The sequence below is a fragment of the Curvibacter microcysteis genome (assembly GCF_028649455.1).
Classification (GTDB): domain Bacteria; phylum Pseudomonadota; class Gammaproteobacteria; order Burkholderiales; family Burkholderiaceae_C; genus Curvibacter; species Curvibacter microcysteis.
This window is the reverse complement of sequence record NZ_JAQSIO010000010.1, coordinates 24,158-46,151: the sequence shown is the minus strand read 5'-3', so window position 1 is coordinate 46,151 and position 21,994 is coordinate 24,158. Positions and strand designations below refer to the sequence as shown.

The following is a 21,994-nucleotide window of genomic DNA, read 5'->3' as shown; positions in this document are numbered from 1 at the left end:
GGTCAGGTCTCGGGCTGGGGCTCAGGTCTTCAGGGCGGCGTAGAGGCGGGTCACGCGGTCCATCACGGCCAGCAGGTTTTCGCTGCTGACAAAGACCTCGGTCAGTTGCTTGGGGCTGCTGGCTTCGGCTTGCAGGGCCGCATCGAAGAACACCCACTGGCCTTCGGCCAAGGTCAGTTCTTCGGCGATGCGTTGGGTGGTCTCGGGGGCCTGGCTCAGGGCTTTGGCCGCGGTGACAAACTCTTGTCGGGCCAGCTTGATCTCCTGCCGGGCCGTGGGCACGTCCACTTGCCAGGCGGCCGCGAAATAGAACTTCGCCATGCGCTGCGACAGCATGCGTTGGCGGCCGGCCAGGTTGACCCAGCGGCCGGCGCTGCGGGTGGCCAGGGCCTCAAGTTGTTGTGTGCCTTGATGCGCCAGGGCCAGCACCCGGCCATCGGCCTGCAACAGGGCCTGGGCGCCGCTGCGCGAGGCCGGGGCGTTCAGCAGTTGCTCGCGAAAGCTGAGCCAGGCGCTGTCCAGCTCGGCATAGGTGTTGCGGATGCTGGGGCTGGGGGCGTAGGCCTGCAACTCGTTGAGTTGGCGTTCAAAGACTTCGATGGAGCGTTGCATCACTTGCTGGGCCTGGGCCCCACCAGTTTGTTGCACCCGGGCCAGCCAGGCTTTGCTCAGGCGTTGCGACAGCATGCGTTGGCGCCCGGCGGTGTTGATGGCATCGCCAAGGTCATTGAGTTGGGCCCAGGCGGGCAGGGCGCTGCAGGCCGTCAGGGCGATCCAGTGGCGCCGGTTCAGGCGGGTGATGGGGGTGGAGGCCATGGTGGGGAATCCGTTTCGGTTCAGTGAGCCCGTTCGGCCGGTGGGCCAAACATCAATTGCCCACGCAAAGAGCCCAGGCTGGCGCCCTCGCGCAGCAGTTGGAAGTACCAGCTGCCGTCCTGCGTGTCACCGTACAGGCAGGCGCCCACCAGCTTGTCGTCGCGCAGCACCAGCTTCTTGTAGACCCCGCCGGCCGGGTCGGTGAGCACAATTTCTTCGCTGCCCTCGCCGCCCATGAAGTCACCGGCCGAGAACAGGTCGATGCCGGTGACCTTGAGCTTGGTGGAGGTCTGCGAGCCGGCATAGCGCGCCATGCCCCATTCAGCCAGGTGGTTGGCCGCCACCTGGGCCTGCTCATAAAGCGGGGCCACGAGACCGTAGGCCGTGCCCCGGTGGGCTGCGCATTCACCGACCGAGTAGATGCGCGCATCGGTGACGGTTTGCAGGGTGTCGTGCACCACGATGCCACGGTTCACCAGCAGGCCCATCTGCTCGGCCAGCTCGGTGTTGGGGCGGATGCCCACGGCCATCACCACCAGATCGGCGGGGATCTCGCTGCCGTCCTTGAAGCGCAGGGCGCGCACACGGCCGGCCTCGTCGCCCAGCAGGGCCTCGGTGTGGGCCCCCAGGCGGAACGCCAGGCCGCGCGCTTGCAGCGCGTCTTGCAGCAGGCGGCCGGCGGACTGGTCGAGTTGGCGATCCAGCAGCCAGTCGCCCACATGCACCACGGTGACGTCCATGCCGCGCAGGCGCAGGCCATTGGCCGCCTCCAGGCCCAGCAAGCCGCCGCCGATGACCACGGCATGGCCCGGGCGGCTGGCCGCTTCGATCATGGCCTGGGTGTCGGCGATGTCCCGGTACGCCATCACCCCTTGCAGGGTGTTGCCGGGCACGGGCAGCATGAAGGGCTTGGAGCCGGTGCACAGCAGCAGGCGGTCGTAGGCCGCTTCGGTCCCGTCTTCGGCGCGCACCCGCCGCTTCACGCGGTCCACGGCGACCACTTTGCTGCCGGTGTGCAGGGTGATGCCGTGCGAGCGGTACCAGTCCAGCGGGTTGAGCACGATCTCGTCCAGGGTCTGCTCGCCGGCCAACACGGGCGACAACATGATGCGGTTGTAGTTGGGGTGGGGCTCGGCGCCGAAGATGGTGATGTCGTAGCGGTCCGGGGCCAGCTTCATCAGTTCTTCAATGGTGCGCACGCCGGCCATGCCGTTGCCCACCATCACCAGTTTCTGCTTGTCACTCATGGCCTCTCCGTCGCGTGAACCCCCTTGTTGGCGGTTCAGAAAACAAAAAAGGCGCCCTCACCAAGCTCGGCCCGAGGGGCCAAACGGGTGGGGACGCCTTCGTCCTTGAACCCCTGCGCTGCGCCATTGCAGTGCCGAAGTCCACAGCCTTGGGGGCTGATGCGAAAACTAAGCAATGCCTGTGCCAAGCTGGGTGCTGCTGTCCGGCTGCGGCATGGCGCTTGGGGCCCCGGGTGAGGTCGGGGTGTGGTGCACGCCGCCGGGCTTTGCTGCACCAGCTTGGGGCGTGCGCTGCATGGCTGGCCGGTGGGGCGCTTCAGGCCTGATCACCCCAGGGTCACGAGGGGCCTTGCCCCATGAAAAAAGCCCCGGCGCTTGGTAGCGCCTGGGGCTGGTTCGGGGCGGACCGCGCTTGGATGGCGGCGCAGCGCGGGCTCAGGCTGCGGTTTTCTCGACGTGGGCCTGGCGGGTGTAGAGGAAGTCGATCACCGCTTTGCGGTAGCCCAGGTACTGAGCGCTCTCCGCCAGCGCCACACGCGAGCGCGGACGGTCCAGCTCGACGGACAGCACTTCGCCGATGGTGGCGGCCGGGCCGTTGGTCATCATCACGATCTTGTCGGACAGCAGCACGGCCTCGTCCACATCGTGGGTCACCATGACCACGGTAGCCTGGGTCTTGGCGACGATTTCCAGCAGCTCGTCCTGCAGCTTGGCGCGGGTGAGCGCGTCGAGGGCACCGAAAGGCTCGTCCATCAGCAGCACCTGGGGTTCCATGGACAGGGCGCGCGCAATGCCCACGCGCTGTTTCATGCCGCCGGAGATTTCACCGGGACGCTTTTGCGCGGCCGGCGTCAGGCCGACCAGGGCCAGAGCGGCCTCGGTGCGGGTCTTGAGTTGGGCCTTGCTTTCTTTGCCGCCAAATACGCGCTCGACCGCCAGAAAGATGTTTTCATAGCAGGTCAGCCAAGGCAGCAGGGAGTGGTTCTGGAACACCACGGCGCGCTCCGGGCCGGGGCCTTTGATTTCGCGGTTGGCGCACAGCAGCACGCCGTTGGTGGGCTGGGTCAGGCCCGCAATCAGGTTGAGCAGGGTGGACTTGCCGCAACCCGAGTGCCCGATCAGGGCCACGAACTCACCCTTGGCGATGTTCAGGTCGATGTTGCGCAGCGCCGGGAAGGTGCCCTTGGGGGTGCGGAAGGTTTGCTCCACGCCCTGGATTTCAATGTACTTGCTGGTGTTCATGGCAGGTCTCCGGTGGGGTGGTGGGGGTCAGCTCTTCACTTCTTCGAAGGTGAAGGCGGTGGCGATCTTGACCAGGGCGTATTCGAGCAGCAGGCCCACGATGCCGATCACGAAGATCGCGATGATGATGTTCTTGACGTTGAGGTTGTTCCACTCGTCCCAGACCCAGAAGCCGATGCCGACGCCACCGGTCAACATTTCAGCCGCCACGATCACCAGCCAGGCCGTGCCCACCGCGAGGCGCACACCGGTCAGCATGTAGGGCAGCACCGAGGGGAACAGGATTTTGGTGAAGATCTTCCACTCCGACAGCTTGAGCACGCGGGCCACGTTCATGTAGTCCTGTGGCACGCGCTGCACGCCGACCGCGGTGTTGATGATCATGGGCCAGATCGAGCAGATGAAGATGGTCCAAATGGCGGCCGGGTTGGCGCCCTTGAAGACCAGCAGGCCGATCGGCAGCCAGGCCAGCGGGGACACCGGGCGCAGCAGGCTGATCAGCGGGTTGAACATGCGCGACAGGAATTCGAAGCGCCCGATCAGGAAGCCCGCCGGGATGCCCACGGCCGCGGCCAGGCCGAAGCCCAGCGCCACGCGCTGCAGCGAGAACAGCACGTTCCAGCCCACGCCCTGGTCGTTGGGGCCCTTGCGGTAGAAGGGGTCACTGAACACGTCGACCGCTTGCTTGAAAGTTTCCAGCGGCGACGGAATGGCGCTGGCGGTGGAGATCGACACGATGGCCCACAAACCCACCAACAAGCCCAAGCCCATCAAGGGTGGCAGCACGCGCAGCCAGAAGCCGCGCCAGTCGTAGGGCATGCGTTTGGGGGGGCTCATGGGGCGGACTTCTTTCGACGCAGCGGCGCTGGCGGGTTGGGTGGGGCTGACGGCCGCCGGGGCGGTCGTCTCGAGGGGGTGATGGAAAACGGCGCTGACCATGGCGATCTCCTGGGCTGGGGGCTTAGGCGCTGACCTTGAAGGAGTCGGCGTACTTCTTCGGGTCCTTGCCGTCCCAGACCACGCCGTCGATCAGCTTGCTGCTGCGCATCGCGTCCTTGGGCACGCTGATCTTCAGGCCACTGGCGGCTTCCTTGTACAGGTCGACTTGGTTGATCTGCTTGGCCACGGCCAGGTAGTCCGGGTGGTCCTTGAGCAGGCCCCAGCGCTTGTGCTGGGTCAGGAACCACATGCCGTCGGACAGGTAGGGGAAGTTCACTGCGCCGTCGTTGAAGAACTTCATGTGGTTGGGGTCGTCCCAGGTCTTGCCCAGGCCGTTCTGGTAGCGGCCCAGGATGCGTTGGTTGATGGCATCCACGCTGGTGTTGACATAGGACTTGTCGGCAATGGTCTCGGCCATCTTCAGCTTGTTTTGCAGGCTGGCGTCAATCCACTGGCTGGCTTCGAGCACCGCCATCATCACGGCGCGGCAGGTGTTGGGGTTCTTCTTGACGAAGTCACCCGTGGTGCCCAGCACCTTCTCGGGGTGGTCCTTCCAGATGTCCTGGGTGGTGACGGCGGTGATGCCAATGCCGTCCATGATGGCGCGGTGGCCCCAGGGTTCGCCCACGCAGTAGCCGTCCATGTTGCCCACCCGCATGTTGGCCACCATTTGCGGCGGCGGCACGGTGATGACCTTGGCGTCCTTCAGCGGGTTCACGCCCACGCTGGCCAGCCAGTAGTACAGCCACATGGCGTGGGTGCCGGTGGGGAAGGTCTGGGCAAAGGTGTATTCGCGCTTTTCCGTGCCCATCAGCTTGGCCAGGCTGGCACCGTCCACGGCGCCCTTGTCGGCCAGCTTCTTGGACAGGGTGATGGCCTGGCCGTTGTTGTTCAGGGTCATCAGGTTGGCCATGTCCTTCTTGGGGCCCCCAATGCCCAAGTGCACGCCGTAGATCAGGCCGTACAGCACATGGGCGAAGTCCAGTTCACCGTTGACCAGCTTGTCGCGCACGCCGGCCCAGCTGGCTTCCTTGCTGAGCACAATCTTGACGCCATATTTTTTGTCAAAGCCCAGCACCGAGGCCATGACCACGCTGGCGCAGTCCGTCAGCGGGATGAAGCCAATCTTGACCTCTTCCTTCTCGGGCTTGTCGGAGCCCGCTGCGTGCACCAGGGTGCGCAGGGCGGGGCTCAGGCCTGCGGCCCCGACGGCTGCGGTTTGCAGGACGGCGCGTCGGCTCAGGCTGGTTTTCAACAGATGGGTCATGGGGCACTCCTTGGGACTGGGCGGAACAGAAAAGCAAAAAAGGCGTCCTCACACGCTCGCCGTCAGCCCGCAGGGGCTCGGCAAGAGGTGGGGACGCCTTTGTCCTTGAGACAGATCAAGCCCGCCTTTGGACCTGCTCTGTCAGGTGACCCACTGGGGTCATTGCGACGGATTAAGCAAACCCTGTGCCAGGTGACTTGCGGGGTTGTGCGTGGGATTTTGGCGGTCCTGGACCTGGGGACGTGCTTCGGTGCACCAGCTTCGCGCTTGGGCTTGCACCTGAGTTGTGCGCTGCACCATGACCTGCGCTGCGCCGCCCGACGCAGCGAGCTGGGGCATCAACCCAGCAGGTCGGCCACGTCGAGCACGCGCTGCGCGACCTCGACCACCTTGAGGCCTTTGTCCATGGCAGCGCGGCGAAGCTTGTCGTAGGCCGCTTGCTCGCTGAGGTTTTGGCGCTGCATCAGCAGGCCTTTGGCGCGGTCGATGACCTTGCGCTGGTGCAGTTCGGTCTTGGCCTCGGCCAGCTCGCGGCGCAAGCGCTCTTCGTGCTGAAAGCGAGCCATGGCCACGTCCAGGATGGGGCGGATGCGCTGGGACGACAGACCCGCCACGATGTAGGCGGTCACGCCAGCGGCCACTGCGTCGGGCACGTGTGAGGTGTCCTGGTCATTGGTGAACATGACGATGGGGCGCCGCGCGTCGCGCGTGGCCAGCACCACGTGCTCCAGGGCGTCGCGCGCCTCGCTTTCGGCGTCGACCACGATGAGGTCGGGCTGCAGCTGGGCCAGGCGCTCGGTCAAAAACACGTCGGCGGGCAGCGTGGCGATCAGGTTGAAGCCGTTTTCGAGCAAGCCAATGCGCAGGCTGCGCGAGCGCTCAGCCTGAGAAACAGCGTGATCGTCCTCGGGGTCTTGTATGGCCAGGTCCGGGGCGACCACCACAATGCGCAATGCCTCGGTCATGGGCTGATTGTGCAAGATTCACAGCCAGGCGCGGCTGGGCGCAGGGGCCTGGCCCGCGTCGCCTGTGGGGGCTAACCCTGCTGGGACCAGGCCGTTGCGTGGGGCAGCCGCCGAGGGAAGGGCTCTGGCCTACACTTCTGCTCCGATGACAAAGCCCTTGCTCCCCTCTGTTGATGCGACCCTTGCGCCTGGCCTGGTGCTGGGCATCGAGTCCTCTTGCGATGAAACTGGCGTGGCCCTGGTCCACGCCCAAGCCTCTGGCGTGCCCCGACTCGAAGCCCATGCCTTGCACAGCCAGATCGAGATGCACCAAGCCTACGGCGGTGTGGTGCCTGAGTTGGCCAGCCGTGACCACATTCGGCGCGTGCTGCCGCTGGCGCGCCAGGTGCTGGCCGAAGCGGGTCGCAGTCTGGCGGACGTCGATGTGGTGGCTTACACGCGCGGCCCAGGCCTGGCCGGCGCGCTGTTGGTGGGGTCGGGTGTGGCCTGCGCCTTGGCGGCCGCCCTGGGCAAGCCGGTGCTGGGCGTGCACCACCTGGAGGGCCATTTGCTGTCGCCCTTCCTCAGTGCCGACCCCCCTGAGTTTCCTTTTGTGGCCTTGTTGGTGTCTGGCGGGCACACCCAACTGATGCGGGTGGACGCGGTGGGCAACTACCGCATCCTGGGCGAGACCATTGATGACGCCGCCGGCGAGGCCTTTGACAAGTCGGCCAAATTGATGGGCCTGGGCTACCCAGGCGGGCCCGCGCTGTCCCGTTTGGCCGAGTCAGGAGATCCGGCTGCCTTCAAGCTGCCGCGACCTTTGTTGCACAGCGGCGACCTGGATTTCTCTTTTGCGGGCCTCAAGACGGCGGTGTTGACCCAAGCGCGCAAGCTGGGCGACGACCTGGAGGCGCGCAAGGCGGACCTGGCGGCCAGTACCCAGGCGGCCATCGTCGAAGTCCTGCTGAAGAAATCGATGACTGCCTTGCGCGAAACCGGCCTGCGTCGTCTGGTGGTGGCCGGCGGGGTGGGCGCCAACCGAGAGCTGCGCACGCGGCTCAATGCGGCCTGCCAGACAGCGCGTGTGCGGGTGCATTACCCCGAGTTGCACCTGTGCACGGACAATGGCGCCATGATTGCGATGGCCGCCGCCATGCGCCTGCAGGCGGGCCACGCGCAGGCTGACCACCGCTACAGCTTCGACGTGCGGCCTCGCTGGCCGCTGGACGCTATCGACGCTTGAGGCTGCCCCTTGTTTGGAAGGGGGCGGGCTCCCTGGGTGCAGGCGCGTGCGCCCAGATTTTCAATCAGCAGGATTTCGTTTTTTTCATATGAACTTCCGGCTGTCACAGTAACTCTTACTTTCGTCGGTGCTAAAGCGCTCATAAGACTTGTAATTGGCAGACAGAGCGAAAAACTAATTTTTTCAACTATCACTTTGTTGAACTTGACAATTTAATTGGCAAATTCGGTAGAATTGATTCATGAGTTCCGAAAACACATTTAACCCTGCGCCTCCCTCTGGTGAGCACTGCACCACGATCGAGGTGGCCCGCGAGCTGGGCATGGCTGTCCGCTCGGTCCAAATGATGGTGGACCGGGGTGAGCTGGAGGCGTGGAAAACACCCGGTGGTCACCGGCGTATTTCACGCATCTCGGTGGACCGATGGTTGGCCAATCGACGCGCGGGTCGCCGAGGCGCTCAACGTGGCAGTCCCGCCAATCCGCGCCGCGTGTTGTTCATCGAAGATTCAGCGCATTACCAAAATCTGGTGTCTTTGATGATGCAGCAGCACTTCCCTGAAGTGGCCCTGCATTTGGCCGATGACGGGATCGTGGGTTTGGCCATGTATGGCCAGTTGCAACCCGATGTGCTGCTGCTCGATCTGTTGCTGCCTGGCATCGATGGCGCAACCTTGCTGACCAGCCTGCGCGCGCACCCTGAGCTCAATCGGAGCCAACTGGTGGTCGTGACCTCGCTGGACGAAGAGCAGCGCCGCCCCTACGCATTTGCCCTGCGGGACATTCCCCTGGTTTACAAGCCTAATTTGGTGACCGATTTGCCCAAGTTGCTGCACCGCCTGCTGCAAGATGGCGAGGGCGCTGCCGCGGCGTCCGGCCTGGGTGAGTCCCTGAGCTGAACGCCTGATCTGCCGACCCAGCGCCATCCTTGTGCTGGGCTTGCAAAGGTTTGTGTTTCGCTGTCAGCTCCCGCGTGGTTCGCCACCGCGGGTTCTGCGCAGCGGCCAGAAAAAGCCTCCCGACAGGGAGGCTTTTTCTTTGGGGCGCCGCCGGCGTTGCCCTGTCGCTCAGCGGAGCCGGTCTTAGCCCTCGTTCGGTTGATGCTCAGTCGATGTTCAGGCGGGTGTGGAGGGTGACCGGGGCCTTTTTGCCCAGCTTGAGGGTGAGCACGCCGTTTTCCAGTCGGGCGCTGCTGGTGCTGGGGTCCAGGTCTTGCGGCAATTCGTAAGCCGCCTGGTAGCGCCGCGGTGCGTCGGCCACGCTGTCGATGCGCACGGTGTTACTGCCCAATTCGACTTGCAGCTGCTCTCGGCTCAGGCCGGGGACGTCGAGTTCAAGGGTGAAGTCCTGCTCGGTTTGCTCGAAGCGGGCGGGCTGTTCACCGCGCCGTGCGGGCGCTTGCTGCAAGGTTTGACCCAGGAAGCGCTCCAACTGGCGGTCGGTGATGCGCAGGCCGGGCAGGTAGGCGGAATGGCGGATGACGGGCGCGAAGATCATGGGACGAGTCCTTTACACTGCGCGGCGCTCGAACTGAGCCCCGCATGGATCGAAGGTGTGATCCACGTGTTTTTTTTCAAGGAATTTTCTTCATGGAATATCTGCGCAGATCCCTCTTGAAAACGGTGGCGCTGGCGTTATCTGCCGGCCTCGCACCGTTGTCCCAGGCGCAGTCGGCGAGTGCCGCTGGGCCGATCAAATTGGCCCTGATTGAGGGCCTGAGTGGGCCCTTTGCCAACGCGGGCGAAGCGGTCTATCGCAATATTTTGTGGGCGGTGGAGCGCGTCAACGCGCGTGGTGGCGTGAAGCTGGCCGGAGGCACCCGCCTGCTGCAGCTGGAGCGCTACGACAGCAAGGGGCAAAACGAAGAGGCCTTGTCGGCACTGCGCTCGGCGATCGATGACGGCGCGCGTGTGGTCTTGCAGGGCAATTCCTCGGCCACGGCGGCGGTGTTGCTCGATGCGATCCAAAAGAACAACGATCGCGACCCGGCGCGTCGTGTTTTGTTTCTCAACTATTCGGCGGTGGACCCGGCGCTGACCAACGAGCGTTGCAGCTTCTGGCACTTCCGTTTCGACGCCCATGCGGACATGCGCATGGCGGCTCTGATGGAGGTCATCCGCGAAGACCGTGCCGTCAAGAGCCTCTACCTGATTGGCCAGGACTACAGCTTCGGTCAGGCGGTGCTCAAAGAGGCGCGTCGCCAGTTGGCTGAACAGCGCCCCGATGTGCACATCGTGGGCGATGAGCTGCATCCGCTGGGTCGGGTTAAGGACTTCGCACCCTATGCCGTGAAGATCAAGGCCAGCGGTGCGCAGGCCGTGATCACGGGCAACTGGGGCAACGACCTGACCTTGTTGATCAAGGCGGCGCGCGAGGTGGGTTACGAGGGGCGGTTCTTCACCTATTACGGCAACGCGCTGGGTGCACCGGCCGCCATCGGCGATGCAGGTCTGGGACGCGTGGTGGCTGTTGCGGACTGGCTGCCGAATGTGCCAGGGGCGCAGAGCGAGGCCTTCTACCAATCCTTCCGCCAGCGTTTTCCGAAGCCCGCAGATGACTACGTACACATGCGCATGCAGTTGATGGTGGAGGCTTTGGCCCAAGCCATCGAAAAAGCCGGCAGCACGGAGGCTGCCGCAGTGGCCGGCAAGCTGGAGGGCAGCACCGTGTCCTTGTCGGGCCAGTCAGGCACCATGCGCGCCTCGGACCACCAGTTCCAGCAAGGTTTGACGGTCGGCGTGATGGAGAAGCTGGGCAGCCCCGGCGTGCGCTTCGATGTGGAGGGCTCGGGCTACGGCTTCAAGGTCATCCGCCAGATCCCCGCCAGCAAGGCCGAGATGGCGACCAGTTGCCGCATGGTCCGTCCCTGATGGGTAAGGATTGGTATCGCCCGCGCCTAGTGGGCGAATCCTTCGCAGGCCCCTGCATTGGGGCGGCCTGCGCACTCCCGGTACAGGCGCCGCTCGCGTTCGGTGCGGCTTTCCTCGCTGCTGGTGGGGGGAAGGGGTTTGGCCTTGCGGGTCGGCTTCGCCTTGCGTTGCTGTCCGGGTGTCGCGGTCTGGATCTGGGGGCTTGACATGGTGCCAGGCCCGCTCGGCAGGGTGTGGGCATGCCCGTCGCCGAAGGTCGCCGCCCCGCAGGGCTCCGCGTGCAACAGCAGTGCGCTCAGGATGCTGAGAATGATGTCCCTCGGCGCTGGACCTCGGGTGCTTGTGGGCTTTGAGTACTTGGCAGGATGCATGCTGACTCCTTCTCAAAGCGGTGATGCTAGAAGGCTCCGCTAACATGGTGTTTTGTTCATTTGCGCGCGCCATGCGCACCCCACAGGACCCATTGAATGAGACCCGCCATCCTGCAGCTTGAAGCATCTTTGATTCGTGAAGTGGCCAATGCCGGCCTGGGGCGGCCCGACGTGCTGGCCTTCTGGTTTGGCGAGAGCGATGAAGTCACGCCGCAGGCCGTGCGCCAGGCGGCGCTGGACTCGATATCCCAGGGGGAGACGTTTTACGCCCACAACCTGGGCCTGCCCGAGCTGCGACAGGCGGTGGCGGACTACACCAGTGGTTTGCACCGCCCGGTGGGGCCGGAGCGCATCGCCATCACGTCTGGGGGGGTGAATGCGCTCATGTTGGCCATCCAAGCCCTGGTGGAGCCGGGTGACGAGGTGGTGGCGGTGACGCCGGTGTGGCCGAATTTGCTGGCTCAACCCGTGATCATGGGTGGCGTGGTGCGCACGGTTGCGCTCAAGCCAGTGCCTCATGGGGAGGGCGCGGGTCTGTGGCAGCTCGACTTGCCCGAGCTGCTGGCCGCGATCACGCCTGCCACGCGCTTGCTGATCGTCAATGCCCCCAACAACCCCACGGGCTGGACCTTGCGGGCGGACGAGCAGCAGGCCTTGCTGGCGCATTGCCGCCGAACAGGCACCTGGATCCTGGCTGACGAGGTCTATGAGCGCCTGTATTACGGGGACTCGCCCAAGCAGTGTGCTCCGAGTTTTCTGGACCTCGCCGAGCCCGAAGACCGGCTGGTGGTCGTGCACAGCTTTTCCAAGAGCTTCCTGATGACCGGCTGGCGCTTGGGCTGGCTGGTGATGCCGCCGTCCATGCTCGACGCCATGGGCAAGTTGATTGAGTTCAATACCTCGTGTGCCTCGGTCTTCACGCAGCGCGCCGGCTTGGCTGCACTGCAGCAGGTTGGCGACATCACGCCACGCGTGGTCAGTCACTTGAAAGCCTGCCGTGACCGCTTGGTCCCGCAACTGCAGGCCCTGCCGGGGGTGCAGGTGGCGGCTGCGCCCGGTGGCATGTACGCGTTCTTCAAATTGGAGGGTTACGACGACTCTCTGGCGGTGGCCAAGCGCCTGGTGCGCGAGGCGGGCTTGGGCTTGGCGCCGGGCAGCGCATTTGCACCGCAGGCGGATGGCTGGCTGCGTTGGTGCTTTGCATCCCAGGACCTGGCGCGGCTGGACGAGGGCGTGGCTCGACTCAAGCGTTGGCTCGGGCTATAATCCCGAAGCTTTGCATTGTGCGAAGCAGCACGCTGGCCGCAATTTCCGGCAGCCAGCGCAAGTCAAATATTCAAAGGAACATCAAATGATCGCATCGTCCATCAAGGCAGAGGTCGTCAAGGCCAACGCTCGCAGCGCCACCGACACGGGCAGCCCAGAAGTCCAAGTGGCCATTCTGACCGCTCGCATCAATGAGCTGACCCCCCACTTCAAGACCCACGCCAAGGACCACCACGGCCGTCGCGGTCTGCTGCGCATGGTGAGCCGTCGCCGTAAGCTGCTGGACTACCTGAAGTCCAAAGATGCTGACCGTTACACTGCACTGATCGCCAAGCTGGGTCTGCGCAAGTAATTCGCACGACGAATGCTGGACGCCTGAGTTAGTTCACTAGCTCAGGCGTTTGTTTTTTGTCGCTTCCATCAGGTTTGAAAACAGGGATGCGCGCTGTGTCATTCCAACAGTTTCTGGGGCTTTGCCGGCAGCCGGAATTTGCTGGAATGGCATCGTGTTTCGGGTTTTCAACTGACCTCCACCACCCAGGCAGGGTGGTCTCAAGTCCGGCCTGGGGCCGGCAACACAGCAGGAGCTGAAACATGAGCATTTTCAACAAAGTCACCAAGACCTTCCAATGGGGTCAGCACACCGTGACCCTGGAGACCGGCGAAGTCGCCCGTCAAGCCACGGGCGCCGTGCTGGTCAACATCGACGACACCGTGGTGCTGGCCACCGTGGTGGCTTCCAAGTCGGCCAAGCCGGGTCAAGATTTCTTCCCGTTGACCGTGGACTACATCGAGAAGGCCTACGCCGCCGGCAAGATCCCGGGCAGCTTCTTCAAGCGTGAAGCCAAGCCCAGCGAACTCGAAACCCTGACCAGCCGCCTGATCGACCGCCCGATCCGCCCGCTGTTCCCGGAAGGTTTCTTCAACGAAGTGCACGTGGTGATCCACACCGTGTCCTTGAACCCTGAAGTCGACGCCGACATCGCGGCCTTGATCGCCTCGTCGGCCGCTCTGGCCATCTCGGGCATCCCGTTCAACGGCCCGATCGGCGCCGCTCGCGTGGGCTACATCAACGGCGAATACGTGCTCAACCCGGGTCAAACCCAGCGCAAGAGCAGCCAGATGGATCTGGTGGTTGCGGGCACCGAAGCCGCCGTGCTGATGGTGGAATCCGAAGCCCAACAGCTGCCTGAAGACGTGATGCTGGGCGCTGTGGTGTTCGGTCACGAGCAAGGCCGCATTGCCATCAACGCCATCCATGAACTGGTGCGCGAAGCTGGCAAGCCGCTGTGGCAGTGGGAAGCCCCGGCCAAGGACGAGGCCCTGATCGCCAAGGTCAATGCCCTGGCTGCTGAGCCCCTGCGCGCCGCCTACCAAATCCGCAACAAGCAAGCCCGCACCCAGGCCTGCCGCGAAGCCTACGCCAATGTGTTGGCTGGCCTGAAGGCTGATGGTGTTGAATTCGACGCCGTCAAGGTTGAAGGTTTGCTGTTTGAAATCGAAGCCGGCATCGTGCGCGGCCAAATTCTGGCGGGTGAGCCCCGCATCGATGGCCGCGACACCCGCACGGTGCGCCCGATCGAAATCCGCAACTCGGTGCTGCCCCGCACCCACGGTTCGGCCCTGTTCACCCGTGGTGAAACCCAGGCGCTGGTCGTGGCCACGCTGGGCACCGAGCGAGATGCCCAGCGCATCGACGCCTTGGCCGGTGAGTACGAAGACCGCTTCATGCTGCACTACAACATGCCTCCCTTTGCCACTGGCGAAGTGGGCCGCATGGGCAGCACCAAGCGCCGCGAAATCGGTCACGGCCGTCTGGCCAAGCGCGCCCTCGTGGCTGTGCTGCCGACCAAGGAAGAATTCCCTTACACCATGCGTGTGGTGTCGGAAATCACCGAATCCAATGGTTCCTCGTCGATGGCTTCGGTCTGCGGCGGCTGCCTGTCGCTGATGGACGCCGGCGTGCCGATGAAGGCCCACGTGGCGGGTATCGCCATGGGTCTGATCAAGGACGCCAACCGTTTCGCCGTGCTGACCGACATCCTGGGCGATGAAGATCACCTGGGTGACATGGACTTCAAGGTGGCCGGTACCACCAACGGCATCACCGCGCTGCAGATGGACATCAAGATCCAGGGCATCACCAAGGAAATCATGCAAGTGGCCCTGGCACAAGCCAAGGAAGCTCGTCTGCACATCTTGGGCAAGATGCAAGAAGCGATGGGCGAAGCCAAGACGGAAGTGTCCAACTTCGCGCCCAAGCTCTTCACCATGAAGATCAATCCCGAGAAGATCCGCGACGTGATCGGCAAGGGCGGCGCCACCATCCGTGCGCTGACCGAAGAAACTGGCACCCAGATCAACATCGACGAAGACGGTACCATCACCATTGCTGCCACCGACACGGCCAAGGCTGACGAAGCCAAGCGCCGCATCGAGCAGATCACGGCTGAAGTCGAGATCGGCAAGATCTACGAAGGCCCGGTCACCAAGATCCTGGACTTCGGCGCCCTGATCAACCTGCTGCCTGGCAAGGACGGTCTGCTGCACATCAGCCAGATTGCCCACCAGCGCGTCGAGAAGGTCACTGACTTCCTGAGCGAGGGTCAGATCGTCAAGGTCAAGGTTCTGGAAACCGATGAAAAGGGTCGTGTCAAGCTGTCGATGAAGGCTTTGGCTGAGCGTCCGGCGTACAACCCGGAAGGCGCTCAACAGCAACAGCAACAGCAGCAGCAATAAACCCAGCCCACGCCCGGCTCACCTGATGGTGGGTCGGGCGTTTGAACGATCGCCATGAACGCCATTGAAATCACTTCTTACGGTGCCCCAGAGGTTCTGCAGGCAGCCACGCGTCCTGACCCGGTGCCGGGTGAGGGCGAGTTGCTGATCCGTGTCAGCGCCAGCGGTGTGAATCGCCCGGACGTGCTGCAGCGCACGGGCAATTACCCTGTGCCGCCCGGTGCCTCGGACATTCCGGGCCTGGAGGTGGCGGGCGTGGTGGTCGCTGGGGATGCCGCTGCGATGGCGCAAGCGGGCTTGGCGCTGGGCCAGCGTGTCTGTGCTCTGGTGGCCGGTGGTGGTTACGCTGAGCTGTGCGTGGCGCCCGTCGGGCAGTGCCTGCCGGTGCCGGAAGGTTGGACTGATGTCGAGGCGGCCTCGCTGCCGGAAACCTTTTTCACGGTGTGGAGCAATGTCTTCGACCGGGGAGCGTTGCAAGCGGGTGAGACCTTGTTGATTCAAGGCGGCACCAGTGGCATTGGGGTGACTGCGATTCAGTTGGCCAAGGCCCGGGGCGCCACGGTGATCGTGACGGCAGGCAGCGATGAAAAATGCGCCGCTTGCTTGGCTTTGGGTGCAGATCACGCGATCAATTACAAGACCCAGGACTTTGTGGCGGTCGTCAAAGAGCTGACGCAGGGCCGAGGGGTCAATGTGGTGCTGGACATGGTGGCTGGTGCCTACGTTGCGCGCGAGGTGGAATGCATGGCTGAGGATGGTCGCATCGTGATCATTGCCGTGCAGGGGGGCACCAAGGCGGAATTCAATGCTGGTTTGGTGTTGCGCCGTCGCTTGGTGATCACGGGATCGACCTTGCGTCCGCGTCCGGTGGCTTTCAAGGCGAAGATTGCGCAGTCTCTGTGTGAGCAAGTGTGGCCTTTGCTGGCCAGTCGTGCTGTCAAGCCCATGGTGCATGCCACCTTCCCGGCGGCGCAAGCGGCTTCGGCCCACGCGCTGATGGAGTCGGGCCAGCATGTTGGAAAAATTGTTTTGACCTGGTGAGTTCATGAAAAAGAAGCTGATTGCCGGCAACTGGAAAATGAATGGCGGCTTGGCTGCCAACGAAGCCCTGCTGGGCGCGGTGGCTGCGGGCCTGTCTGAGGCGTGTGCCGACGTGGCGGTCTGTGTTCCGTCCCCCTACCTGGCCCAGGTGGCTGGTTTGCGTGGCCCGGTGGCCTTGGGGGCGCAGGATGTATCGGCCCATGAGTCTGGTGCGTACACCGGCGAGGTGTCGGCCGCCATGCTGCGTGAGTTGGGGGTGCAGTATGTGATCGTGGGTCACTCGGAGCGCCGGCAATACCATGGCGAAACCGACGAGCAAGTGGCGCAGAAGGCGCAGCGCGCTTTGGCGGCTGGCCTTGTCCCCATTGTTTGCGTGGGTGAGACCTTGGCCCAGCGTGAAGCGGGCGAAACCGAGTTGGTCGTGCGTCGCCAGTTGGCGGCCGTGATCCACCTCAATGGCCATTGCATCAGTGAGATCGTGGTGGCCTATGAGCCGGTGTGGGCCATTGGCACGGGCAAGACGGCCTCGCCTGAGCAGGCGCAGGCGGTGCATGCGGTGCTGCGTGCTCAGTTGCAAGCAGCCAGCGCCAAGGCGGATCGCATCCGCCTCTTGTACGGTGGCAGCATGAATGCGGCCAACGCGGCCGAATTGTTGGCGCAGCCTGACATTGATGGCGGGCTGATTGGCGGTGCCTCCTTGAAGGCGCCTGATTTCCTCACGATCGTGGCAGCCGCTTCGGCGCTGGCGGTCTGATTTTTTTGTTCTGGAGTTTTTATGCACATCGTTACCACGATCATCCTGGCGGTTCAGATGCTGAGCGCCCTGGGTATGATTGGTTTGATTTTGATCCAGCACGGCAAGGGTGCTGACATGGGTGCGGCCTTTGGCAGCGGTGGTTCGGGCAGCTTGTTCGGCGCCAGCGGCAGTGCCAACTTTTTGTCGCGCACGACAGCAGCTTTGGCGGTGGTCTTCTTTGTTTGCACACTGGCTCTGGCCTACTTTGGCAATGTTCGTCCGGTCAGCTCGGGCAGCGTGCTGGAGGGTGCTGCTCCGGTGGCGCCTGCTGCTGCGCCGGCTGCGCCTGTCGTGACGCCCGAGCCGGCCACAGGGGCCGCTGCGATTCCGACCAAGTGAGTCTTGAATTTCTGCCTGACTGCCCCAAAGGGGCGGGTTTTTACGGGTAGAATAGCAGTCTGTCCGGAAAGCCAAAACCTTTGGGTCCTCATGCCATCCGGGCAGCAACATCCCGCCGTCGTGGTGAAATTGGTAGACACGCTATCTTGAGGGGGTAGTGGCGAAAGCTGTGCGAGTTCGAGTCTCGCCGACGGCACCAAAATAAAGACCCTTCCAGCCCCCGCTGGAAGGGTCGCGGTGATGAAATCCTCCAGATGAACCTTGATCAATACCTCCCCGTTCTCTTGTTCATTCTGGTTGGTCTAGGCGTTGGGGTCGTTCCCCAAGTGCTGGGCTACCTGTTGGGCCCAAATCGGCCCGATCCGGCCAAAAATTCCCCTTATGAGTGTGGCTTCGAAGCGTTTGAAAACGCTCGCATGAAGTTCGACGTTCGCTACTACCTGGTGGCGATTCTGTTCATTCTCTTTGACCTCGAAATTTGTTTTCTCGTCCCTTGGGCTGTGGCCTTGACCGACATCGGTTCCACAGGCTTCTGGTCGGGCGTGGTGTTCCTGATCGATCTGCTCGTGGGCTTTGTCTACGCGTGGAAAAAAGGCGCGCTGGATTGGGAATGAGCGAGTGCATCAACAAGGACGCATGCAATGATTGAAGGTGTCATGAAGGAAGGCTTCGTCACCACCAGCTACGACGCGGTGGTGAACTGGGCTAAGACTGGATCGCTGTGGCCCATGACTTTTGGTCTGGCCTGCTGTGCGGTTGAAATGATGCACGCCGCGGCAGCGCGTTACGACATCGGTCGTTTCGGTGCTGAAGTGTTCCGTGCCAGCCCTCGTCAAAGTGATTTGATGATCGTGGCAGGCACGCTGTGCAACAAGATGGCGCCAGCCTTGCGCAAGGTGTATGACCAGATGAGCGAGCCGCGCTGGGTGCTCTCGATGGGCTCTTGCGCCAATGGTGGTGGCTATTACCACTACAGCTATTCGGTCGTGCGTGGCTGCGATCGCATTGTGCCGGTGGATGTTTACGTCCCAGGCTGCCCGCCCACGGCTGAAGCGTTGATCTACGGCATCATGCAATTGCAGCAAAAGATTCGCCGTACCAACACGATCGCCCGGGTCTGAGATTCTCGCCATGACATTGATTGCAATTCAAGCGGAAGCCCTGAAAGACGTGATCGTCGAAGCGTTGGCCGGCAAGGTGAAGAACACCTCGGTTGCCCTCGACGAAGTGACGATTGAAGTGGCTGCTGCCGACTACCGCTCGGCCATGCAAACCCTGCGCGACGCCGCTGGCTGCCGATTCGAGCAGCTGGTCGATCTGTGCGGTGTGGACTACTCCACCTACGGCGATGGCCGCTGGGAAGGTGCTCGTTACGCTGTGGTCAGCCACCTGCTGTCGGTGAGCCTGAATCAGCGCGTTCGCGTGCGTGTGTTCTGCCCTGACGATGATGCACCTTTGGTGGACTCGGTGTCTGACATCTGGAATTCGGCCAACTGGTACGAGCGCGAAGCGTTTGACCTGTATGGCATCGTGTTCGAAGGCCACAACGACCTGCGTCGCATCTTGACCGACTACGGCTTCATCGGCCACCCGTTCCGCAAGGACTTCCCGATTTCGGGTCACGTTGAAATGCGCTATGACGCCGAACGCCGCCGCGTGGTGTACGAGCCCGTGACCATCGAGCCGCGCGAAATCACGCCCCGTATCATCCGCGAAGACAAGTATGGAGGCCTGCACTGAGGCCCCCGCGCCTTGTGTGATGCATCATGGCTGAAATCAAAAACTACACCCTCAATTTCGGGCCCCAGCACCCGGCAGCCCACGGCGTTCTGCGTCTGGTGCTCGAACTGGACGGCGAAGTCGTCCAGCGCGCTGATCCCCACATCGGGTTGCTCCACCGCGCCACTGAAAAGCTGGCCGAACACAAGACCTTCATCCAGTCGCTGCCCTACATGGACCGACTGGATTACGTGTCGATGATGAGCAACGAGCACGCCTACTGCCTGGCCATCGAAAAGCTGCTGGGCCTGGAAGTGCCGATCCGAGCTCAGTACATCCGCGTGATGTTTGCCGAGATCACCCGCCTGCTGAACCACTTGATGTGGCTCGGTTCGCACGGTAACGACATCGGCAGTTCCACCATCCTGATCTACACCTTTCGTGAACGCGAAGACCTGTTTGACATGTATGAGGCTGTCTCCGGCGCTCGCATGCACGCGGCTTACTTCCGTCCGGGGGGCGTGTACCGTGACCTGCCTGACAGCATGCCGCAGTACAAGGTCAGCAAGATCAAGAACGCCAAGGCCCTGGCTGAGTTGAACCAGAACCGTTCGGGTTCGATGCTGGACTTCATCGACGACTTCACCAAGCGCTTCCCCAAGTGCGTGGACGAGTACGAGAACCTGCTGACCGAAAACCGCATCTGGAAGCAACGCACGGTTGGTATTGGTGTGGTGCCGGTCGAGCGTGCGCTCAACCTGGGCATGACGGGCCCGATGCTGCGTGGCTCTGGCGTGGCTTGGGATCTGCGCAAGGCCCAGCCTTACGACGTCTACGACAAGGTGGAGTTCGACATTCCCGTCGGCCAAACCGGCGACAGCTACGACCGCTACTTGGTGCGCGTGGCGGAAATGCGCGAATCCAATCGCATCATCAAGCAGTGCGTGGACTGGCTGCGCGTCAACCCGGGTCCGGTTATCACCGACAACCACAAGGTGGCGCCGCCGGCCCGTGAGGCCATGAAGTCGAGCATGGAAGAGCTGATTCACCACTTCAAGCTCTTCACTGAAGGCTTCCACGTCCCCGAGGGCGAGGCTTATGCTGCTGTTGAACACCCCAAGGGTGAGTTCGGCATTTATCTGGTGAGCGACGGGGCCAACAAGCCTTATCGCCTCAAGATCCGCGCCCCGGGTTTCGCCCATTTGGCCACCCTGGACGAAATGGCCCGCGGCCACATGCTGGCGGACGCGGTAGCCATCATCGGCACCATGGACATTGTGTTTGGAGAGATTGATCGATGATCTCTGATTCGACCAGGGCACGTTTTGCCCGCGAAGTAGCGAAGTACCCGGCTGAACAAAAGCAGTCGGCGGTGATGGCTTGCCTGGCCATTGTTCAGCAGGAGCTGGGCCATGTCAGTGAAGACAGTGAGCGCGTGATTGCCGAGGTGCTGGGCATGCCGGTGATCGCGGTGCACGAAGTCACCACCTTCTACAACATGTACAACCAGCAGGCCGTGGGCCGCTTCAAGCTCAACGTGTGCACCAACTTGCCGTGCCAGCTGCGCGATGGCAACAAGGCGCTCAAGCACCTGGAGCAAAAGCTGGGCATCGCCATGGGCGAAACCACGCCAGATGGCCTGTTCACGCTGCAGCAAAGCGAATGCTTGGGCGCTTGCGCTGATTCGCCGGTGATGCTGGTCAATGACCGCGCCATGTGCAGCTTCATGAGCAACGAACGACTCGACCAACTGATTGACGGCCTGCGCGCCGCCGAGGTGAAGTGATGGCGTCTGTTCAAAGCGTTCTCAATCAGTTTCAGGCCACAGGCGTTGAAACCTGCTTCCACGACCGCCACATCGGCGCCCAAATTTACGCGGGTCTCGACGGCAAGAACTGGAGCATCAAGGACTACGAAGCCCGCGGTGGCTACCAGGCCCTGCGCAAGATCCTGGGTCAAGACGGTGGCGAAGGCCTGACCCAAGACCAGGTCATTGCGACGGTCAAGGAATCCGGCCTGCGTGGCCGGGGCGGTGCGGGTTTCCCGACGGGCCTGAAGTGGAGCTTCATGCCGCGTCAGTTCCCCGGTCAAAAATACCTCGTCTGTAACTCGGACGAAGGCGAACCGGGCACCTGCAAGGACCGTGACATCCTGCAATTCAATCCGCACATCGTGATTGAAGGCATGATCATTGCGGCCTATGCCATGGGCATCTCGGTGGGCTACAACTACATCCACGGCGAAATCTTCCAGACCTACGATCGGTTTGAAGAGGCCCTGGAAGAAGCCCGTGCCGCCGGTTACTTGGGTAACGGCATCATGGGCAGCAGCTTCAACTTCCAGTTGCACGCTGCGCACGGTTTCGGCGCTTACATCTGCGGTGAAGAAACCGCCTTGCTCGAGTCGCTCGAAGGCAAGAAGGGCCAGCCGCGCTTCAAGCCACCATTCCCGGCCAGCTTTGGCTTGTATGGCAAGCCAACCACCATCAACAACACCGAAACCTTTGCGGCCGTCCCTTGGATCATCCGCAACGGTGGCGCCGCCTACCTGGAGTGTGGCAAGCCCAACAACGGTGGCACCAAGATCTTCTCGGTCAGTGGTGACGTCGAAAAGCCGGGCAACTATGAAGTGCCGCTGGGTACGCCGTTCGCCAAGCTGCTCGAACTCGCCGGTGGCATCCGCAAGGGCCGCCAGCTGAAGGCAGTCATCCCAGGGGGCTCGTCTTCGCCGGTGCTGCCTGCTTCGGTGATCATGGAATGCACCATGGACTACGACTCGATCGCCAAGGCCGGCTCCATGCTGGGCTCGGGTGCCGTGATCGTGATGGACGATTCGCGCAACATGGTTGAAAGCCTGCTGCGTCTGTCGTACTTCTACTCGCATGAGTCTTGCGGTCAGTGCACGCCTTGCCGCGAAGGCACGGGCTGGATGTGGCGCGTGGTCGACCGCATCTGGCACGGCCAGGGCCGCGATGGCGACCTCGATTTGCTGAACTCCGTGGCCGACAACATCCAAGGGCGCACCATTTGCGCGCTGGGCGATGCCGCCGCCATGCCCGTGCGTGCCATGCTGAAGCATTTCAAGCCCGAATTCCAGGCTTTGATTGAGCAAGCCAAGTCGCAGAAACCTGCACACGCTTGATCGCGAGAGAAC

General features: G+C 62.9%; 21 protein-coding genes, 1 tRNA gene and 1 pseudogene. 16 read left to right on the top strand and 7 right to left on the bottom strand.

The window, feature by feature from the left end:
* Nucleotides 1–21: 21 nt before the first annotated feature.
* From PSQ39_RS19490 to PSQ39_RS19465, 6 genes and pseudogenes are all read right to left on the bottom strand, one after another.
* Entirely contained in the window at nucleotides 22–816 is a 795-nt protein-coding gene (locus PSQ39_RS19490) for a type IV pili methyl-accepting chemotaxis transducer N-terminal domain-containing protein (RefSeq protein ID WP_273928930.1), read from the bottom strand.
* A gap of 44 nt (nucleotides 817–860) precedes the next feature.
* Nucleotides 861–2,063 (bottom strand): annotated as a pseudogene (locus tag PSQ39_RS19485) (NAD(P)/FAD-dependent oxidoreductase); the annotation flags it as partial.
* A 435-nt stretch (nucleotides 2,064–2,498) separates the two neighbouring features.
* Nucleotides 2,499–3,305: an ABC transporter ATP-binding protein gene (locus PSQ39_RS19480; protein ID WP_273928929.1), complete on the bottom strand. Its 807-nt coding sequence runs from the start codon at nucleotides 3,303–3,305 to the stop codon at nucleotides 2,499–2,501.
* 27 nt (nucleotides 3,306–3,332) lie between these two features.
* Nucleotides 3,333–4,244: a nitrate ABC transporter permease gene (gene ntrB / locus PSQ39_RS19475; RefSeq protein ID WP_273928928.1), complete on the bottom strand. Its 912-nt coding sequence runs from the start codon at nucleotides 4,242–4,244 to the stop codon at nucleotides 3,333–3,335.
* A 22-nt stretch (nucleotides 4,245–4,266) separates the two neighbouring features.
* A complete protein-coding gene (locus PSQ39_RS19470; protein WP_273928926.1) occupies nucleotides 4,267–5,511 on the bottom strand; it encodes a CmpA/NrtA family ABC transporter substrate-binding protein in 1,245 nt (414 codons plus the stop codon).
* 338 nt (nucleotides 5,512–5,849) lie between these two features.
* On the bottom strand, nucleotides 5,850–6,476 hold the full coding sequence (locus tag PSQ39_RS19465) for an ANTAR domain-containing response regulator (protein WP_273928924.1): 627 nt from the start codon (nucleotides 6,474–6,476) through the stop codon (nucleotides 5,850–5,852).
* 193 nt (nucleotides 6,477–6,669) lie between these two features.
* On the opposite strand from PSQ39_RS19465, the gene tsaD reads away from it, so the two are divergent.
* Together tsaD and PSQ39_RS19455 are read left to right on the top strand one after the other, a co-directional pair.
* Nucleotides 6,670–7,701: a tRNA (adenosine(37)-N6)-threonylcarbamoyltransferase complex transferase subunit TsaD gene (gene tsaD / locus PSQ39_RS19460; protein ID WP_273929082.1), complete on the top strand. Its 1,032-nt coding sequence runs from the start codon at nucleotides 6,670–6,672 to the stop codon at nucleotides 7,699–7,701.
* A 241-nt stretch (nucleotides 7,702–7,942) separates the two neighbouring features.
* Nucleotides 7,943–8,599, top strand: coding sequence for a helix-turn-helix domain-containing protein (locus PSQ39_RS19455; RefSeq protein ID WP_273928923.1), 657 nt, complete (start codon nucleotides 7,943–7,945; stop codon nucleotides 8,597–8,599).
* 205 nt (nucleotides 8,600–8,804) lie between these two features.
* Here PSQ39_RS19455 and PSQ39_RS19450 read toward each other — a convergent pair whose 3' ends face one another.
* Nucleotides 8,805–9,197: an Hsp20/alpha crystallin family protein gene (locus PSQ39_RS19450; protein ID WP_273928921.1), complete on the bottom strand. Its 393-nt coding sequence runs from the start codon at nucleotides 9,195–9,197 to the stop codon at nucleotides 8,805–8,807.
* A 92-nt stretch (nucleotides 9,198–9,289) separates the two neighbouring features.
* Between PSQ39_RS19450 and PSQ39_RS19445 the strand changes: the two genes are divergently transcribed.
* The 14 genes from PSQ39_RS19445 (at nucleotide 9,290) to nuoF (ending at nucleotide 21,982) form a co-directional block, all read left to right on the top strand.
* Entirely contained in the window at nucleotides 9,290–10,570 is a 1,281-nt protein-coding gene (locus tag PSQ39_RS19445) for a branched-chain amino acid ABC transporter substrate-binding protein (RefSeq protein ID WP_273928919.1), read from the top strand.
* 467 nt (nucleotides 10,571–11,037) lie between these two features.
* Nucleotides 11,038–12,207: a pyridoxal phosphate-dependent aminotransferase gene (locus PSQ39_RS19440; protein WP_273928918.1), complete on the top strand. Its 1,170-nt coding sequence runs from the start codon at nucleotides 11,038–11,040 to the stop codon at nucleotides 12,205–12,207.
* An 85-nt stretch (nucleotides 12,208–12,292) separates the two neighbouring features.
* The gene (gene rpsO / locus PSQ39_RS19435) at nucleotides 12,293–12,559 is read left to right on the top strand and encodes a 30S ribosomal protein S15 (RefSeq protein ID WP_273928917.1); all 267 of its coding nucleotides are present in this window, start codon (nucleotides 12,293–12,295) and stop codon (nucleotides 12,557–12,559) included.
* Nucleotides 12,560–12,801: 242 nt separating this feature from the next.
* Nucleotides 12,802–14,946, top strand: coding sequence for a polyribonucleotide nucleotidyltransferase (gene pnp / locus PSQ39_RS19430; RefSeq protein ID WP_273928915.1), 2,145 nt, complete (start codon nucleotides 12,802–12,804; stop codon nucleotides 14,944–14,946).
* A gap of 54 nt (nucleotides 14,947–15,000) precedes the next feature.
* A complete protein-coding gene (locus tag PSQ39_RS19425) occupies nucleotides 15,001–15,987 on the top strand; it encodes an NAD(P)H-quinone oxidoreductase (RefSeq protein ID WP_273928913.1) in 987 nt (328 codons plus the stop codon).
* A gap of 4 nt (nucleotides 15,988–15,991) precedes the next feature.
* Complete coding sequence (gene tpiA, locus PSQ39_RS19420) at nucleotides 15,992–16,741, top strand: triose-phosphate isomerase (protein WP_273928911.1); 750 nt, start codon at nucleotides 15,992–15,994, stop codon at nucleotides 16,739–16,741.
* Nucleotides 16,742–16,762: 21 nt separating this feature from the next.
* Entirely contained in the window at nucleotides 16,763–17,122 is a 360-nt protein-coding gene (gene secG / locus PSQ39_RS19415) for a preprotein translocase subunit SecG (protein WP_273928909.1), read from the top strand.
* A 114-nt stretch (nucleotides 17,123–17,236) separates the two neighbouring features.
* A tRNA-Leu gene (locus PSQ39_RS19410) sits at nucleotides 17,237–17,321 on the top strand.
* Nucleotides 17,322–17,376: 55 nt separating this feature from the next.
* On the top strand, nucleotides 17,377–17,736 hold the full coding sequence (locus PSQ39_RS19405; protein WP_273928908.1) for an NADH-quinone oxidoreductase subunit A: 360 nt from the start codon (nucleotides 17,377–17,379) through the stop codon (nucleotides 17,734–17,736).
* A 27-nt stretch (nucleotides 17,737–17,763) separates the two neighbouring features.
* Nucleotides 17,764–18,243, top strand: coding sequence for a NuoB/complex I 20 kDa subunit family protein (locus PSQ39_RS19400; protein WP_019577575.1), 480 nt, complete (start codon nucleotides 17,764–17,766; stop codon nucleotides 18,241–18,243).
* A gap of 10 nt (nucleotides 18,244–18,253) precedes the next feature.
* Nucleotides 18,254–18,862, top strand: a complete 609-nt coding sequence (locus tag PSQ39_RS19395; protein ID WP_273928904.1) for an NADH-quinone oxidoreductase subunit C — start codon at nucleotides 18,254–18,256, stop codon at nucleotides 18,860–18,862.
* 26 nt (nucleotides 18,863–18,888) lie between these two features.
* Nucleotides 18,889–20,142 (top strand): NADH-quinone oxidoreductase subunit D, encoded by a 1,254-nt coding sequence (locus PSQ39_RS19390; protein ID WP_273928901.1) that lies wholly within the window; start codon nucleotides 18,889–18,891, stop codon nucleotides 20,140–20,142.
* Nucleotides 20,139–20,627 carry an NADH-quinone oxidoreductase subunit NuoE family protein gene (locus tag PSQ39_RS19385; RefSeq protein ID WP_273928899.1) on the top strand — a complete coding sequence of 163 codons (489 nt, stop codon included), beginning with the start codon at nucleotides 20,139–20,141 and terminating at the stop codon, nucleotides 20,625–20,627. The genes PSQ39_RS19390 and PSQ39_RS19385 overlap by 4 nt, the downstream gene beginning before the upstream one ends.
* A complete protein-coding gene (gene nuoF, locus PSQ39_RS19380) occupies nucleotides 20,627–21,982 on the top strand; it encodes an NADH-quinone oxidoreductase subunit NuoF (protein WP_273928897.1) in 1,356 nt (451 codons plus the stop codon). The genes PSQ39_RS19385 and nuoF overlap by 1 nt, the downstream gene beginning before the upstream one ends.
* Nucleotides 21,983–21,994 lie beyond the last annotated feature (12 nt).